Origin of the sequence: Rhizobium sp. NXC14 (assembly GCF_002117485.1) — a bacterium.
In the GTDB taxonomy this organism is placed as follows: domain Bacteria; phylum Pseudomonadota; class Alphaproteobacteria; order Rhizobiales; family Rhizobiaceae; genus Rhizobium.
In genome coordinates this window covers 1942502-1957511 of the sequence record NZ_CP021030.1, presented here as the reverse complement: position 1 = coordinate 1957511, position 15010 = coordinate 1942502, and the positions used below count along the sequence as shown (strand labels likewise).

Here is a 15010-nt window from a genome sequence, read left to right as displayed (position 1 = left end):
CAGCTGTTCTACTGCTTGTTGGCCGCGGAAATACTGTCGGATGGCAGATCCTTATCTGGCTCGGCGATGTAATTGCCGAGCAGCCAGAGCGCCACTTCGGAAGCCTCCCTCGGCGAGGCGAACTCGAATTTGCCGTTGTGGCTGGGGGCATCGAAAAATTCGATCGCCAACCCCCTGCCCGTCTCCGTGCTCACGGCACGCACACGGCCGGGCTCAATCAGATGGCAGGAGAAATGGCGTGCCATGTTGCGCATGAGGCCGGCCTTGTTGTCGTGCAGGCGCACGAAAATCGCCTGCCCGTTTTCCGTCGCCTGCAGCTGGCGGATCGCCTCGTTGGGAAAGGCGCGGCCGAACTCGATGATGGCCAGACCCGTGTCGTGCAAACTGTCTTCCTTGTTTTGCGCAGCCATGCGTGTGGCTGCGAAAGCAAAGAAGATGACGATGGCGAAAAGGACGCACCAGACGATAATGCCCACGCCGAGTCTCCGTTCAAAGCATAGTGGTGAAGGCGTTATAGCGCGCGAGACTTGCGCGAATTTGAACGATATCAGATTTTCCGACGGCCCGCTGACAGCGCCATTCTGAGCTGGCGGCGCCATTGCGGCGGCTGCAGCGGCCGGTCGAACAGGAGAGAACCCTGCCTCTGCGCCTTGAGGAGCACCGGTTCGGCCAAAGTCGCGGGAAGGAAAGCAGGGAACACGGCTGACGCAATCGATCCTGCCCCTCTCGCCTTTGCCAGATGCTCAAGGCCCAGCCCGGCGAAGGCCTCGATGGCGGCGGAGATGCGCAATCGGTCTTCGCCGGCGAGGAAGGCGTCGCGGTCGAGCCCGGTGGCGGAAAGGATCTGCAGCGGAATATAGAGCTGGCCGCGGCGGCGATGCAGCGGCATCAGCAGCAACAGCCCGGCAATCGCCTGTGCGACGCCGGCATGGCCGGCGGCATCTGCCGATCGCGGTGCCTCCTCCGGCGAAAGCACGAGGCTTGCGAGCTGGATTAGCGCGGAGGCCGTTTCGCCGGCATAACCTTCGAGCGAGACCCGCGTCTCCATCGGATCGTCATAAAGGTCGAAAGTGCGGGCGTCGATCATGTCGACCAGCGTCTTGCGCGGCAGGCGATGGGTTTCGATCGCCGTCAGAAGTGCCGCGGCGACGGGATTGGCTGCCGTCGAGCCATGCGCGCTGCCTTCCAGCAGGTCGCGCCAGTATTGCATGCGCACTTCGCCAGGCAGCGGCTCGTGCACCAGATCCCGGATGCGGGCAAGCTCCGCATTGAACGCGTAAAGGGCCGCCAGCGCGCCGCGCTTCTCCTGCGGCGACAGGAGACAGGCGAGATAACGGTCGCGATCGTTGTCGCGCAGCATCGCCAGGCAGATGTCCTGGTTCGTCGCTAGTTTCGCATCAGCCATCGTCAGACCGCAATCAATGCCGCTGCGACGGCGCGCTGCTCCGACAGCATGATGTTGAAGGTGCGGACCGCGGCACCCGTGCTCATCGGATCGGAAGAAATGCCGCGCGCCTTCAGCACCTGTTTCAATTCGTCGGGCAGACGGTGAAGCTCGGCTCCAGTGCCGACGAGCAGAACCTCGATATCGGCGGCCTCATCAAGCACACGGCGGAAGTTTTCAGGCGTCAGCGGCTTCGATACGTCCATGTCCCAGCCGTAAATGCCGGAGGGCAGGCAAAGGATCGAGCCGCGATGCGACATATCGGCAAAACGGAAACCGCCATTGCCGTAGGTGTCGATCGGAGCCCGGCCAGGAAAATGCGCCGCGCGGATTTCTATGCCTTTTGCCATGTTTTCAAACCACCGTGCCGGATTTTACACCAGCATCCGTCTTGTTGCTCTCTTCGCCGTCGGGAACCTCCGGCCGCAGCCGGAAGACGATCAACACGGGAGCCGCGATATAGATCGAAGAGAAAGTGCCGAGCGCGACTCCGAAGAGCATCGCAAAGGAAAAGGAACGAATGACGTCGCCGCCGAACAGATAGAGCGCGAGCAGCGCAAGCAGTGTCGTCGCCGCCGTCAGGACAGTGCGCGACAATGTCTGGTTGATCGAGGCATCGATCAGGATCGGCAGCGGCATCTTCCTGTATCGTACGAGATTCTCGCGCATCCGGTCATAGACGACGACCGTGTCGTTCAGGGAGTAACCGACGATGGTCAGCACGGCGGCGATGCTCGTCAGGTTGAACTCGATGCCGGTCAGCACGAAGAGACCGAGCATAATGATGACGTCGTGCAGCGTGGCAATAATGGCGCCGACGGCGAACTGCCATTCGAAGCGGATCCAGATGTAGATCAGGATCGCCGCGAGTGCGGCTGCGACACCGAGCGTCGCCATCGTCGTCAGTTCGCCCGAAATGGCGGGGCCGACGACCTCGACGCGGCGGAAATCATAGTCTGCCTCGAGTTCGCCGCGCACCAGCGTCGCCGCTGATTGCTCGGCGTTCTCGCCGCCCCCTTGGGAGGCGATGCGGATGCGCGCATTCGACGGCCCACCCGTACGCTCGACGCTGACCTCGCCAATATTGAGATCGTCAAGGCGTGATTTAAGATCAGCGATGTCGGCATTGCCCTGTTTGGCCGTCACCTCGATGAGAGAGCCGCCCGTGAAATCGATGCCGAGCTGCAGGCCAACGGTGGCAAAGGCCGCCATGGCGATCAGCGAGATCACTGCCGAGGCCGTGAAGACGTAACGGCGGATCCCCATGAAACGCACATTGGCGTGCTCGAAAAGCTGCGCGAGAACGCTCTTCGGCAGATGCCTGGGATGGCGCGCTTTCAGCCAGGCGGCAACGATCGAGCGTGTCACCGTGAAAGCCGTGATGACTGTCGTCAGAATGCCGACCGCGAGCGTCACCGCGAAACCGCGAATGGACTCGCTGCCGAGAAACAGAAGGATGATTGCGGCGATAAAGATCGTGACATTCGCGTCGACGATCGTTGCGAAGGCGCGCGAGAAGCCGCGGCCGACGGCCTGTGCAAAGGAGGAGCTGGTTCTTTCCTCTTCGCGGATGCGCTCATAGATCAGCACGTTGGAATCGACCGCCATGCCGACGATAAGCACGATGCCGGCAATACCAGGCAAAGTCAGCGTGGCGCCGGCAAGGCTGAGTGCCGCGACGATGAAGATCAGATTGAAGAAGAGCGAGACGACGGCGATGGCACCGAGAATACGGTAGAGCGCGATCATCAGCGCTGCGACCAGTACGACGGCGACAAGACCGGCAACTAGGCCGGAGAAGATGGAATCGGCGCCGAAGCTTGGGCTGACGCTGCGCTCCTCGACGCTGGTCAACGTCGCCGGCATGGCGCCGGCGCGCAGCATCACCGCAAGGTCGCGAACGCCATTCTCGGAGAAATTCGCTGAAATCCGGCCCTCGCCGCCAGTGATCGCCGCATCGATGACCGGCGCTGCCATCACCTGATCGTCAAAGACGATGGCAAGGTGCTTGCCGTTATTTTGCGCTGTCGCCTGCGCCAGCCGCTGCGTGCCCTCCGCATCGAGTCGATAGTCAATCGAGGTATCCTGCGTCTGCGGATCGACGACAGGCTCGATATCGACCATGTTGCTGCCGGTGACGAATGCCGTGCGGTCGACGAGATAGGGAACAGGTGGATCGTCGAGCGAATAGAGCACCTGCGAGCTGGCCGGCCAGCGGCCGTTCAGCGCCTCCTGTCCCGACATGCTTTCGTCGAGCAGATGAAAGGAAAGCTTTGCCGGCTGGTTCAGAATGTTCTTCAGCCGCTCCGCATCGACGGATCCCAGCACCTGCACGACGATACGGTCGTCACCATCGGGGCGAACCTGAAAGTCTTTATAGCCGAAGCCAGCGATGCGGCGGCCGACGATATCGAGCGATCGGCTGCGGGCCGAGGCAATGTCGGCGGTGATGCCGGCATCGGATATCTGCAGTGAGAGCTGCCCTTCCTCGCCCTGCCGCAGCGCAAGGCCATGTTCGTCACCTGATGTCAGAGGCTTCAGAAGATCGACCGCCTTTTTCGTCTCTGCCGGATCGGTAATCCGGACAGTGACAGTCTGGCCGTTGCCGGTGAGCCCGGTATAGCGGATGCCGGCAACTCTCAGCGCCTTGCGCACATTCGCGACCGTCTCTTCCAACCGATCTTTGACGATATCGGAACGCTCGACCTTCAGAACGATGTGCGAACCGCCCTGCAGGTCAAGACCGAGTGTCACGTGGTCGTTTTGCCACCATCCCGGCAGAGAAGAGCGCTGCGCCTCGCTCAGGAGATTGGGCGCAGCAACGACGACGGCCGCAAATGCAACCAGCCAAATCAGAAGTGTTTTCAAGCGGGAAAAATGCAACATTCTCTCGACGATCTTCCGATCCGGCGGTTCCGCCGTTATCGCTTGTTACGCCGCGTCGGCCTTGACAGGCTCACCCTTGACGCGAACGTCAGAAATGCCGCTGCGGACGATGCGCACGCGAACACCTTCGGCAATCTCGACCTCGACTTCCTTATCGTCGACGACCTTCGTCACCTTGCCGACGAGACCACCGCCGGTCACGATCTGGTCGCCACGGCGGATCGCCTTCAGAGTTTCCTCACGCTTCTTGGCCTGCGCGCGCTGCGGCCGGATCAGCAGAAAATACCAAACGACCATCAGCGGCACGAACAGGATGATCATTTCGAAACCGGAACCGCCGAATCCTGTTGCGGTATCGGTCGCAGTCTGGGCGAATGCCGGGGTGATGAACATGCTAAACTCCTCAGGCTTCTATGGCGGAACTCCGCCTGCTTTTCAGGTTGCCGGACTATAGTTGCAGCTTGGATGAATGCAACAGAAACAGCCGGGAACAGTACCAATTCCGCTGCCTCATAACCTTTCCGCTGGCAAAACGCCATGGTAGGCGGCATCGAAAGATCAAAGCGGCTTGCCGCAGCGAGAAATCAGGAGGCCCATGATGACCGAGGAAATCAACACCGCCCTGCTTGCCGAACTGAAAAGGCTCGCTGACGCCGTGCAGCGGCTGGCCGGACCAGCACCTGCCGTCAACGATTGGAATGCGGCCGACTGTTTCGTCTGGGCACCGTCGCGTCAGTATCTGCAGCCGGTGAAGAAGCCGAACCGGGTGGCGCTGAAACTCATCCGCGGTGTCGACCACGTGCGCGACATCCTGCATGAGAATACGGTGCGGTTCGCCGAGGGTTATGCGGCCAACAACGTGCTTCTCTGGGGCGCGCGCGGCATGGGCAAATCCTCGCTTGTCAAGGCCGTGCATGAGGATGTCAGGCGCGAGAGCGGCGTGCCGCTGAAGCTGGTCGAGGTTCATCGCGAGGATATTGCGAGCCTGCCCAACCTGCTCGACCTGCTGAAGGACACGCCGTACCGTGTGATCGTCTTCTGCGATGACCTCTCCTTCGATCACGACGACACCGCCTACAAGTCACTGAAGGCGGCACTCGATGGCGGGGTCGAAGGGCGGCCCGACAATGTGCTCTTTTACGCAACGTCAAATCGGCGCCATCTTCTGCCGCGTCACATGATGGAAAACGAACAGTCGACGGCGATCAATCCATCGGAGGCCGTCGAGGAAAAGGTTTCGCTGTCCGACCGCTTCGGTCTTTGGCTCGGCTTTCACAAATGCAGCCAGGAAGACTATCTCGGCATGATTGACGGCTATGCCGATCACTTCAAGCTCGGTCTCGACCGTGACAAGATGCATGCCGAGGCGCTGGAATGGGCAACGACACGCGGTGCGCGCTCCGGCCGCGTGGCCTGGCAATATATCCAGGATCTGGCCGGACGTATGCGCGTTCATATCGGCCGGGCGTAGGCGCCTCTCCCGAAACGGAATTGACGAGATCTAAAAATGACAAAAGCCCGGCTGGCGGCCGGGCTTTTGTGCTCCCTGGTACGCTATACCTATTCCAGGAAAGTCATCGGATTGACCGGCGAGGCGTCCTTGCGGACCTCGAAATGGACCTGCGGCTGCTTGACATCGCCGCTCATGCCGGAGACGGCGACGGTCTGCCCGCGTTGAATCTTCTGACCACGGGTGACGCTCAGCGTGTCGGCGTTGCCGTAGACGGTGACGGTGCCGTCGTCATGACGGACGAGTACTGTATTGCCGAGCTCTTTCAGGCCGTTACCGGCATAAATAACGACGCCGTTTTCCGCGGCTTTGATCGGCGTGCCCTGCGGTACCGAGATATCGATGCCGTCATTGCGGTTGCCGTTGACGTTGGCGCCGTAGGCGGCAATCACCTGACCGCGGACCGGCCAGCGATATTTGCCGATGCCGGTCGATTCCGGTGCGTCGGAGCTAACGTCGGACTTCTTCTCGACATCGTCAACGGACTGGGTGGCGACCGGCGCCTTGTAAGGCGCGGGCTGAACGGAGGCGGTTTGTTGGGCGGGCGCCGGATCAGCCGGCTTCGACTCGACCTTCTCAGCCGGGATCGATGCGGTCTTGACAGTATCTGCACTGCCATTCGGAAGCTTCAGGGCCTGTCCGACACGCAGCGAATTCGCCGAAAGATTGTTGGCGGCCTTGAGATCGTCGATGTTGGTGCCTGTCGCCTTTGCGATCTTCGCCAGCGAATCGCCCTGCTTGACGACATAGCTGCCGCCCGGTGTCTTCGGGTCCTTGCCGGCGCCAACCGGAACCTTGCCGGTGGGATCGGCGCTCGCCATGGTCTTGTCCCGGGCGGAATTGGCGCCGGGGACAACAGCGACCTTCTGTTCCGGCGCCTTGGCCGGGTCCGGCATATTGCCGGGCTTGGAAAGATCGGCCGCCTGCGAAGCCGCCTTGACGGCATTGCCGCCATTCAAAGTCGGGATCAGGATTGCCTGGCCAGGCTTAGCGGCAGAAGCCATCTTCAGATTATTGACGCGCAGGATTTCCTTTTCCGGAACGCCAAAGCGCCGCGACAACGTCGCAATGCTCTCACCCGGGCGCAGCGTGACGGAAGGCGCGTTGGTCGCTGACCAGCCGGAAACCTTCGGCGTCGTGCCCGTCGTCAAAGAATCGGGCGTCGGCTTCGGGGCAGCGGGCGCTACGAGCCGCTGCTTATCAAGCTGCGCCGAAGCGGGGAACGGCTGGGCAAGCGCGACTTCCTTTTCCCGCTGGCGGGACGGCGCCGCGGCCGTCGGAGCGGCGAGATCGGAACGCTGTATCGAGACCGGCGAGGAAGCCATGCGCGCGCTCGACGTGCGCACCGGCTCGTAACTCTGACGCGCTGGATAGGGCTGATTCAGCGTATTATTGCCGCCGCCGTAACCGGACTGACTGGCAACGGCGGAACCGCCGAGATCGGCGCGCGGCACCGGATCGCCTTGCTGACCGCTGGGCGGAATGGAACTGGTGGTAATCTGATCCCGCCCCGAGGAGGAAAACAAGCCGCCGAACCGTGTCACATCGGAACTGCAGCCTGTTGCGGTACTCGCCAGCAGGCCAACAATCAGGAGATTACCGGCCGACTTACTGAACTTCGGCGAAAGACTGAAACGCATTGACTCGACCCACTGAGAACGCAACCATTTGTGAGTCTATTAAAACGCGTTAGTGTTACCACGCGGTTAAGAGGCTGGAATCAGCGCGATATTTTTGAGAAGTTGATAACCATAGCTTACGGGTGAAAAATCGCAGTGCCTGGAAGGTGATCCCGAAAAGTGCGCGGGACTTCGGACGCTGCCTCTACAGCAGCGATGCAAGACGCGGAACAATCGGCAGATAAGGGGCTTCGAACAGTTCCTCGCGTTCGAAACGGCTGCCGGTTTTCGTCAGCCGCACCATGCGACACTCATTCTCGGAAATCATCAGCGGCGCAATCATCGAACCACCGGAAACGAGTTGGTCGGTATAAAAGCGCGGCATGGCATTGAATGCGGCGGTAACCAGAATGCGGTCGAAAGTGCCCTCTCCCTGCATGCCGGCGCTGCCGTCGGCGTGGCGGATGACAACATTGCGCAGACCGAGCGATTCCATGCGCCGCTGTGCAGCCGTCGTCAGCGTCTTATAGCGGTCGATCGACAGAACACGCTCGGCCAGACGGCCCATGACAGCGGCGGTGAAGCCGCTGCCGGTGCCGACTTCCAGGACGCGCTGCCCCGGTTTGAGCTTCAGGTGATGCAGGATGCGGACGACAAAATCGACGCCTTCAAGGAAAGAGCCGCATTCGATCGGTATCGTCCGGCTCGAATAGGCGTCGTCTGAAAATTGCGGCGGCACGAACAGCGTGCGCTGCGTCTGCTCGACCGCCGTCAGCAGATCGAGATCAGAGATGCCTTCGGCACGCAGTCTGAGGACGAGCGCCGCAAAGCCCTCCTTCTCCGCCAGTCTTGCCGTCAAACTTGTGCTCCGTATCCCAAGGCCCGCGCCACGCGGTCCGTCACGGAATAATCGGTCAGATCCAGTTTCAAAGGCGTTACCGAAATCTTGTTATGCTTCAGGGCGTGAATATCGGTGCCTTCGATGAAGGCGCCGGCGCGTTCGCCGAACTTCAGCCAGTAATAGGGGAAGCCCCGGCCGTCGGAGCGGGCGTCGACCTGCAGGTTGAAGGCGAGCTTGCCCTGCATGGTGACCTCGGCGCCGTCGACCTCGTCGGGGCGGCAGTTTGGGAAGTTGAGATTGAGGAACGTACCGTCCGGCAGGTCCAGCACCATCAGTTTTTCCAGAAGAGCCGGTGCATGTGCTTCGCAGACCTCCCAGGGCACGATGCGCGCGCCGTCCTCGTAAAGATAAGCTTGGCTCAGCGCAAAGGAGCGCACGCCCTGCATCGTGCCTTCGATGGCGCCGGCGATCGTGCCGGAATAGGTCACGTCGTCTGCGACGTTCGAACCCGAATTGACGCCGGAGAGGACAAGATCAGGTTTGATGTCCATTACCTGGCGGATGCCCATGATGACGCAATCCGTCGGCGTGCCGCGCAAGGCGAAATGCTTGTCGGAAATCTTGCGCAGCCGCAAAGGCTCAGACAGGCTCAGCGAATGGGCCAGGCCGCTCTGGTCGGTCTCGGGCGCCACGATCCAGACGTCGTCGGACAAAGTGCGGGCGATCCGCTCCAGCGCGGCAAGGCCTTCGGCATGGATGCCATCGTCATTCGTGAGCAGGATGCGCATCGCCTCAGGCCGCCCGTTCGATCTTCGTCATTCCGCCCATATAGGGCAGCAAAACGTCCGGAATCGTGACGGAACCATCTTCGTTCAGATAATTTTCGAGGATGGCGATGAGGCAGCGGCCGACAGCGGTGCCGGAACCGTTCAGTGTGTGCACGAACTTGTTGCTCTTATCGTCCTTGCCGCGGTAGCGCGCATTCATGCGCCGGGCCTGGAAATCGCCGCAGACCGAGCAGGAGGAAATTTCGCGGAAAGTGTTCTGCCCCGGCAGCCAGACTTCGAGATCGTAGGTCTTGCGCGAGCCGAAGCCCATGTCGCCGGTGCACAACGTCATCGTGCGGAAATGCAGGCCAAGACGCTTCAGCACTTCCTCGGCGCAGGCGGTCATCCGCTCGTGCTCGGCGATCGAACTTTCGGCGTCGGTGATCGAGACGAGCTCGCACTTCCAGAACTGGTGCTGGCGCAGCATGCCGCGGGTGTCGCGGCCGGCCGAGCCCGCCTCGGAACGGAAAGACGGCGTCAAGGCGGTGAAGCGGAGCGGCAGCTTCTCCTGGTCGAGGATTTCCTCGCGCACCAGGTTGGTCAGGGTCACCTCGGCCGTCGGAATGAGATAACGGCTGTCGGTCGTCTTGAAGAGATCCTCTTCGAACTTCGGCAGGTTGCCGGTGCCGAACAGCGCTTCAGCGCGCACCATCAGCGGCGAACTGACCTCGGTGTAGCCGTGCTCGCTGGTGTGGAGGTCGATCATGAACTGTCCGAGCGCCCGCTCGAGCCTGGCGAGCGGCCCGGTCAGGACCGTGAAGCGCGAACCGGAGAGCTTGGCGGCGCGCTCGAAATCCATATAGCCGAGCGCCTCGCCGATTTCGAAATGCTCCTTCGGCGTGTGGTTCCAACGCGGCTTTTCGCCGACGATGCGGCTGACGGCATTGTCGTGCTCGTCCTTGCCGACAGGAACGTCGTCCAAGGGCACGTTCGGAATGCGCGAGAGAGCGTCGTTGAGCTCGGCGGAAAGCAGACGCTCCTCCTCCTCGGCTGCTGGCAGCGTCACCTTGATTTCTGCAACCTCGGCCTTCAGCTTCTCGGCAAGCTCGGTATTCTTCTGCGCCATGGCTGCGCCGATCTCCTTCGAGGCGGCGTTGCGGCGGGACAGCAAATCCTGCGCCTTCTGCACGGCGGAGCGGCGCTTTTCATCGAGGGCGACCAGAGTTTGGGCCAGAGGCTCCGCGCCGCGCTTGGCAAGGGCGGCATCGAGCGCTTCGGGATTCTCACGGATCCATTTGATATCGAGCATCGTCGTTCCAACTCGTTGCAACAGAAGTGACCGGTCGGAGAAACCGACCGGACAGGAAACGGCAGACCTCGGGAAAATGTCGGAAACCGGTCAGACGTTGTCCGTCTTGGCGACGTCGGAGGAACCAGAAGCCTCTTCAAGTGCCTGTCGGGAACGCTGACGCTCCACGAGTCGTGCCGCGTAGATGGAAATCTCGTAGAGAAGGATCGTCGGCAGCGCAAGGCCGATCTGGGACATCGGATCCGGCGGCGTCAGCACGGCGGCGACCACGAAGGCGAGAACGATGGCAAACTTACGCTTTTCGGCGAGCCATTGCGACGTCAGCAGACCGACGCGGGCAAGCAGCGTCGTGATGACAGGCAGCTGAAAGACAAGGCCGAAGGAGAAGACCAGCGTCATGATAAGGCTCAGATATTCCGAGACCTTCGGCATCAGCGAGATCGCCACCTCGTCATGACCCGGCGCCTGCTGCATCGACAGGAAGAACCACATGACCATCGGCGTGAAGAAGAAATAGACGAGCGCGGCACCCATCAGGAACAGGACCGGCGACGCGATCAGGAACGGCAGGAAGGCCTGGCGCTCGTTCTTGTAGAGGCCGGGGGCTACGAACTTATAGACCTGGGCGGCAATGATGGGGAAAGCGACCACCAGGCCTCCGAACATCGCCACCTTGACCTGGGTAAAGAAGAACTCCTGGGGCGCGGTATAAATCAGCTGGGCCTTCTCGACGTCGAGATGCGCCCATTCCACGGCCGTCTTGTAGGGGATGACCAGATAGTTGAAGAGATGCTTGGCAAAAAAGAAGCATACAATGAAGGCGATGAAGAACGCCCCGATCGACCAGATCAGCCGCGTGCGCAGCTCCATCAGGTGCTCGATCAGCGGCTGCGGCTTGTCTTCGATATCACCGCTCATGCCTCGTCCTTCTTCTTCGTATGGGTCGGCTTCTTCGGTGTTGCAGGCTTCCTGACTGCCGCGGCGCGCTTCGGCTTTTCCACGGGCACGGCAACGGCTGCGGCGGCATCGACCTTGTCGGCAGCCTTGACGCGTGGCCTGCGCACGGCCTTCGGCTTCTCGGCGACCGTATCGGCCTGGGCAATCGCTACTGCGACCGGCTCAGGCTGCGCAGGCGCCGGCACCAGAGGCGGCGTTTCCGGCAGGCTCATGGACGGCGTCGGGGCCGAGACGGCAGCCGGCGGCACTTCGGTCTTGTTTTCGGCAGTAGCGGTCGCCTTCTGCAAGTCGGCCTTGATCTCGTTGCCCATCTGGCGAAGCGGGTTCATCGCCTCGCGCAGGCTATTGACCGGGTTGAGCTTATGGGCGTCGCTGATCGTCTGGCGGACATCGTCAAGCTCGGCTTCGCGCAACGCTTCGTCGAACTGCGCCCGAAATTCACCCGCAACCTTGCGGGCGCGCTGCGTCATCTTGCCGAAAGCGCGCAGCATCGGCGGCAAATCCTTGGGACCGACAACGACGATCAGCACGACCGCGATGACCAAAAGCTCGGTCCAGCCAATATCGAACATGCAAGGCTCCTGGACGGGAAGCGCGGGGGCTGCGCTTTTTCCCGGACTTGTTTACTTCGTTTCGTCGGCCTTGTGATCGACGGTCTTCGCCGTTTCCGGCGCGTCTTCGTCCGTCATGCCCTTCTTGAAGCTTTTGATGCCCTTGGCGACATCGCCCATCAGTTCCGGAATCTTGCCGCGACCGAACAACAACAGCACGACGACCAGAACGATCAGCCAGTGGTAGATGCCAAAAGAACCCATTTACGCTTACTCCCTGTTGTGATGTTCCCTGATGTAAGAATTTCCCACACCGTTTCCAACATCAAGCCCTTTGAACTGCGCTTAATGTCACGGTATCGCCCTTTGTGACAAGCCACAGACCCGCCGAAAAATGGTGGGCACTATTGTTTTCATCATGCGTGGCAAAAGCAAGAGGAAGTCCTTCAATCTTCGGAGGTAGAACGTGGAGCGAGCAACCCAAGTTCTTCGAGATCCATCTGCGTGATCGGATCTTCGTCCTCGGTCAATTCGTCGTTCATCGATGGCGAGGGAATATTGAAATTCGCCGGGATACGGCCCGATAGCAGACCCGCTCCCTTCAACTCTTCGAGACCCGGCAGATCGCGCAATTCCTCGAGGCCAAAATGGTCGAGAAAATCGCGGGTCGTGCCCAATGTCACCGGCCGGCCAGGTGTGCGCCGGCGGCCGCGAAACCGCACCCAACCGGCTTCCATCAGCACGTCGAGCGTGCCGCGCGAGGTCTGAACGCCACGAATATCCTCGATCTCGGCGCGCGTCACCGGCTGGTGATAGGCGATGATCGCCAGCACTTCCAAGGCGGCGCGCGAAAGCTTTTTCACTTCATTGTCGTCGCGGCGGATGACGAAGGACAGATCGGCGGCAGTGCGGAAGGCCCAGGCACCTTCGACCTGCACGAGATTAACCCCGCGCGGCGCATATTGCTCCTTCAGGCGCAGCATGATCGCATGCACATTAGCGTTTCTGGGAAGCCGCTCGGCGATAAAACCTTCGGAAACGGGCTGTGAGGACGCGAAGACCAGCGCCTCGGCGATGCGCTCGGCCTCGATCTCGGCCTGCAGGTCGCGGCCCTCCTCCCCAAAATCCTCGTCGTCCGTCAGATCGATCAAACCGGCCGCTCCTGTTCCACCACCTGCAGCGTCGCATGTTTCGGACCGCGGCGCATGTAGATCGGCTGAAAGGCGCCGTCCTGACGGATTTCGAGCTTGCCCTCGCGCACCAGTTCCAGCGAAGCGGCGAAGGCGCTGGCGATCGCCGTCACGCGTTCCTCGGGCGCTGCGAGATATCGCAGCAGATAATGCTCCATCGCCGTCCAGTCGCCGACCTCGCCGATCATCTGGGTCAGCAGTTCGCGGGCATCGGTCAGCGACCAGACATTACGCCTCTCGATCGTCACCTGGGTGATGGCATGGCGCTGGCGTAGCGCCGCATAGGCGGTCAGGAGATCGTAGAGGCTTGCCGCATAAGCAGATTGCTGCCGGTCGGGAATGTGCTCGGGCGCACCGCGGGCGAAGATATCGCGGCCGAGGCGGTTGCGGTTGACGAGGCCCTCCGCCGCTTGCCGCATGGCCTCGAGGCGCTTTAGGCGGAAGGCGAGCGTTGCCGCCATCTCCTCGCCCGAAGGGCCGTCATCCTTGACTTGCTGGGGTATGAGCAGCCGCGACTTGAGATAGGCAAGCCAGGCCGCCATGACGAGATAATCGGCGGCAAGCTCGATGCGGATGCGCCGGGCGCTTTCGACGAACTGCAAATATTGTTCGGCGAGCGCCAAGACCGATATGCGCGACAGGTCAACCTTCTGGTTGCGGGCGAGATAGAGCAGCAGGTCGAGCGGGCCTTCGAATCCGGCCACGTCGATCACCAGCGCCGGTTCGTGGCTGGCGCGCTCAGCGCCGTTCTCCTGCCACAGCTTGTCCATCGGCGTTGCCGCCTGCGGACGTTCCGCGCCCTTGACCGTGCTCACCACCCTGCTCTCCTACGATCACACCGACACAAACATTGCCTCGAATTCCGCCCTCAATTCCGCCTCATCGGCAATATCCGGAGCGGCAAAGCCTGCTTCTACCGCTTTTGCTCGGGCAAGCGAAAGACCAGCGAGCGGCGGAACATTTGCCACGACATCGACCATCTCATCCATATGGCCGTTGCAATGCAGCACGATATCGCATCCTCCTGCAATGATATTCGCCGCCCGTTCACCGATCGTGCCGGAAAGCGCGTTCATCGAACTGTCGTCGGAAAGCAGCAGACCGCCAAAACCGATGTGCTCGCGGATAATGCCGTCGATTACCTTGCGCGAGGTCGTCGCCGGATTGTCAGGGTCGATCGATGTGAAGACGAGATGGCAGGTCATCGCCATCAGTTCGTCCTTCATCGAAACGAAGGGTGGGAAATCATGGGCCTCCAACTCCTCGCGCGAGACGGTGACGACAGGCAACTCCAGATGTGAATCGGCAAAGCCGCGACCGTGGCCGGGCATATGCTTCATCACGGGCAGCAGACCGCCGGCCTTCAGCCCCTCGCCAGCCGCCCGTCCCATTGCGATAACCGTCTGTGGATCGCCGCCATAGGCGCGGTCGCCGATGACGTTGCTGCTGCCTTCGACCGGCACGTCGAGAACCGGCAGGCAATCCACATTGATGCCAAGGTTCGACAGGTCGAAGGCATGCAGGCGCGACATCACCCAAGCGGCGCGCAGCCCGAGCTCCGGGTCGCGGCGATAGAGATCGCCCAGCGCCTGGCCTGAGGGATAACGCGGCAAAACCGGCGGACGGATACGCTGAACGCGACCACCCTCCTGGTCGATCAGAACCGGTGCGTGCCAGCCGACGCTGTCGCGCAGCTCGGCAACGAGATCAGTGATCTGCGCTGCTTCGGAGATATTGCGCCCGAAGAGAATGAAGCCCCAGGGCCGTTCGTCCCGGTAAAAGGCCTTTTCTTCGGATGTGAGGGCAAGGCCGCTGCAGCCAAGGATCATCGCTTTTGATTCGGTCATGGAGGAATCATAGACGGCGGCGGGCCAAATGCGAGCAAACGCGGGCGCGATGCACAAAAAAGAGCGGCGGGCCGATCCGGCTCGCCGCT

The 15010-nt window shown here is 61.3% G+C and carries 16 protein-coding genes; 1 reads left to right on the top strand and 15 read right to left on the bottom strand.

Translation table 11 applies throughout. The features are described from left to right. Positions 1-8: 8 nt before the first annotated feature. The 5 genes from NXC14_RS09595 to yajC form a co-directional block, all read right to left on the bottom strand. Positions 9-476 carry a hypothetical protein gene (locus tag NXC14_RS09595; protein ID WP_085777940.1) on the bottom strand — a complete coding sequence of 156 codons (468 nt, stop codon included), beginning with the start codon at positions 474-476 and terminating at the stop codon, positions 9-11. 71 nt (positions 477-547) lie between these two features. Further along, positions 548-1405 carry a phytoene/squalene synthase family protein gene (locus NXC14_RS09590; RefSeq protein ID WP_085777939.1) on the bottom strand — a complete coding sequence of 286 codons (858 nt, stop codon included), beginning with the start codon at positions 1403-1405 and terminating at the stop codon, positions 548-550. Between the two features lie 2 nt (positions 1406-1407). Beyond that, positions 1408-1794, bottom strand: coding sequence for an Mth938-like domain-containing protein (locus NXC14_RS09585; RefSeq protein ID WP_085777938.1), 387 nt, complete (start codon positions 1792-1794; stop codon positions 1408-1410). Between the two features lie 4 nt (positions 1795-1798). Continuing rightward, complete coding sequence (secDF, locus tag NXC14_RS09580) at positions 1799-4330, bottom strand: protein translocase subunit SecDF (protein WP_085777937.1); 2532 nt, start codon at positions 4328-4330, stop codon at positions 1799-1801. A gap of 45 nt (positions 4331-4375) precedes the next feature. Beyond that, positions 4376-4723 (bottom strand): preprotein translocase subunit YajC, encoded by a 348-nt coding sequence (yajC, locus tag NXC14_RS09575; RefSeq protein ID WP_064696006.1) that lies wholly within the window; start codon positions 4721-4723, stop codon positions 4376-4378. Positions 4724-4928: 205 nt separating this feature from the next. On the opposite strand from yajC, the gene NXC14_RS09570 reads away from it, so the two are divergent. Then, positions 4929-5801 (top strand): ATP-binding protein, encoded by an 873-nt coding sequence (locus NXC14_RS09570; protein WP_085780052.1) that lies wholly within the window; start codon positions 4929-4931, stop codon positions 5799-5801. Between the two features lie 89 nt (positions 5802-5890). Here NXC14_RS09570 and NXC14_RS09565 read toward each other — a convergent pair whose 3' ends face one another. The 10 genes from NXC14_RS09565 to nagZ all read right to left on the bottom strand — a co-directional run bounded on the left by NXC14_RS09565 (position 5891) and on the right by nagZ (position 14921). After that, positions 5891-7480, bottom strand: a complete 1590-nt coding sequence (locus NXC14_RS09565; protein WP_085777936.1) for a peptidoglycan DD-metalloendopeptidase family protein — start codon at positions 7478-7480, stop codon at positions 5891-5893. Positions 7481-7664: 184 nt separating this feature from the next. Further along, entirely contained in the window at positions 7665-8318 is a 654-nt protein-coding gene (locus tag NXC14_RS09560; protein WP_085777935.1) for a protein-L-isoaspartate(D-aspartate) O-methyltransferase, read from the bottom strand. Then, positions 8315-9088 (bottom strand): 5'/3'-nucleotidase SurE, encoded by a 774-nt coding sequence (surE, locus tag NXC14_RS09555; protein ID WP_085777934.1) that lies wholly within the window; start codon positions 9086-9088, stop codon positions 8315-8317. Before surE ends, NXC14_RS09560 begins: the two co-directional genes overlap by 4 nt. A 4-nt stretch (positions 9089-9092) precedes the next feature. Further along, positions 9093-10376, bottom strand: a complete 1284-nt coding sequence (serS, locus tag NXC14_RS09550; RefSeq protein ID WP_085777933.1) for a serine--tRNA ligase — start codon at positions 10374-10376, stop codon at positions 9093-9095. Positions 10377-10466: 90 nt separating this feature from the next. After that, positions 10467-11294 (bottom strand): twin-arginine translocase subunit TatC, encoded by an 828-nt coding sequence (tatC, locus tag NXC14_RS09545; protein WP_085777932.1) that lies wholly within the window; start codon positions 11292-11294, stop codon positions 10467-10469. Further along, on the bottom strand, positions 11291-11905 hold the full coding sequence (gene tatB / locus NXC14_RS09540) for a Sec-independent protein translocase protein TatB (RefSeq protein ID WP_085777931.1): 615 nt from the start codon (positions 11903-11905) through the stop codon (positions 11291-11293). Before tatB ends, tatC begins: the two co-directional genes overlap by 4 nt. Before the next feature lie 51 nt (positions 11906-11956). Beyond that, the gene (locus tag NXC14_RS09535; RefSeq protein ID WP_085777930.1) at positions 11957-12148 is read right to left on the bottom strand and encodes a twin-arginine translocase TatA/TatE family subunit; all 192 of its coding nucleotides are present in this window, start codon (positions 12146-12148) and stop codon (positions 11957-11959) included. 182 nt (positions 12149-12330) lie between these two features. Further along, on the bottom strand, positions 12331-13035 hold the full coding sequence (scpB, locus tag NXC14_RS09530) for an SMC-Scp complex subunit ScpB (RefSeq protein WP_085777929.1): 705 nt from the start codon (positions 13033-13035) through the stop codon (positions 12331-12333). Beyond that, positions 13032-13889 (bottom strand): ScpA family protein, encoded by an 858-nt coding sequence (locus tag NXC14_RS09525; protein ID WP_085780051.1) that lies wholly within the window; start codon positions 13887-13889, stop codon positions 13032-13034. Before NXC14_RS09525 ends, scpB begins: the two co-directional genes overlap by 4 nt. Before the next feature lie 18 nt (positions 13890-13907). Further along, positions 13908-14921 (bottom strand): beta-N-acetylhexosaminidase, encoded by a 1014-nt coding sequence (gene nagZ / locus NXC14_RS09520; RefSeq protein ID WP_085780050.1) that lies wholly within the window; start codon positions 14919-14921, stop codon positions 13908-13910. Between the last annotated feature and the right edge of the window lie 89 nt (positions 14922-15010).

What these genes read in the sequence shown, in the direction of transcription:
- nagZ (WP_085780050.1), bottom strand. Translation starts at nt 14,921, where the DNA reads ATGACCGAATCAAAAGCGATGATCCTTGGCTGCAGCGGCCTTGCCCTC.
- NXC14_RS09585 (WP_085777938.1), bottom strand. Translation starts at nt 1,794, where the DNA reads ATGGCAAAAGGCATAGAAATCCGCGCGGCGCATTTTCCTGGCCGGGCT.
- serS (WP_085777933.1), bottom strand. Translation starts at nt 10,376, where the DNA reads ATGCTCGATATCAAATGGATCCGTGAGAATCCCGAAGCGCTCGATGCC.
- secDF (WP_085777937.1), bottom strand. Translation starts at nt 4,330, where the DNA reads ATGTTGCATTTTTCCCGCTTGAAAACACTTCTGATTTGGCTGGTTGCA.
- NXC14_RS09590 (WP_085777939.1), bottom strand. Translation starts at nt 1,405, where the DNA reads ATGGCTGATGCGAAACTAGCGACGAACCAGGACATCTGCCTGGCGATG.
- NXC14_RS09570 (WP_085780052.1), top strand. Translation starts at nt 4,929, where the DNA reads ATGACCGAGGAAATCAACACCGCCCTGCTTGCCGAACTGAAAAGGCTC.
- surE (WP_085777934.1), bottom strand. Translation starts at nt 9,088, where the DNA reads ATGCGCATCCTGCTCACGAATGACGATGGCATCCATGCCGAAGGCCTT.
- yajC (WP_064696006.1), bottom strand. Translation starts at nt 4,723, where the DNA reads ATGTTCATCACCCCGGCATTCGCCCAGACTGCGACCGATACCGCAACA.
- NXC14_RS09535 (WP_085777930.1), bottom strand. Translation starts at nt 12,148, where the DNA reads ATGGGTTCTTTTGGCATCTACCACTGGCTGATCGTTCTGGTCGTCGTG.
- NXC14_RS09565 (WP_085777936.1), bottom strand. Translation starts at nt 7,480, where the DNA reads ATGCGTTTCAGTCTTTCGCCGAAGTTCAGTAAGTCGGCCGGTAATCTC.
- tatC (WP_085777932.1), bottom strand. Translation starts at nt 11,294, where the DNA reads ATGAGCGGTGATATCGAAGACAAGCCGCAGCCGCTGATCGAGCACCTG.
- tatB (WP_085777931.1), bottom strand. Translation starts at nt 11,905, where the DNA reads ATGTTCGATATTGGCTGGACCGAGCTTTTGGTCATCGCGGTCGTGCTG.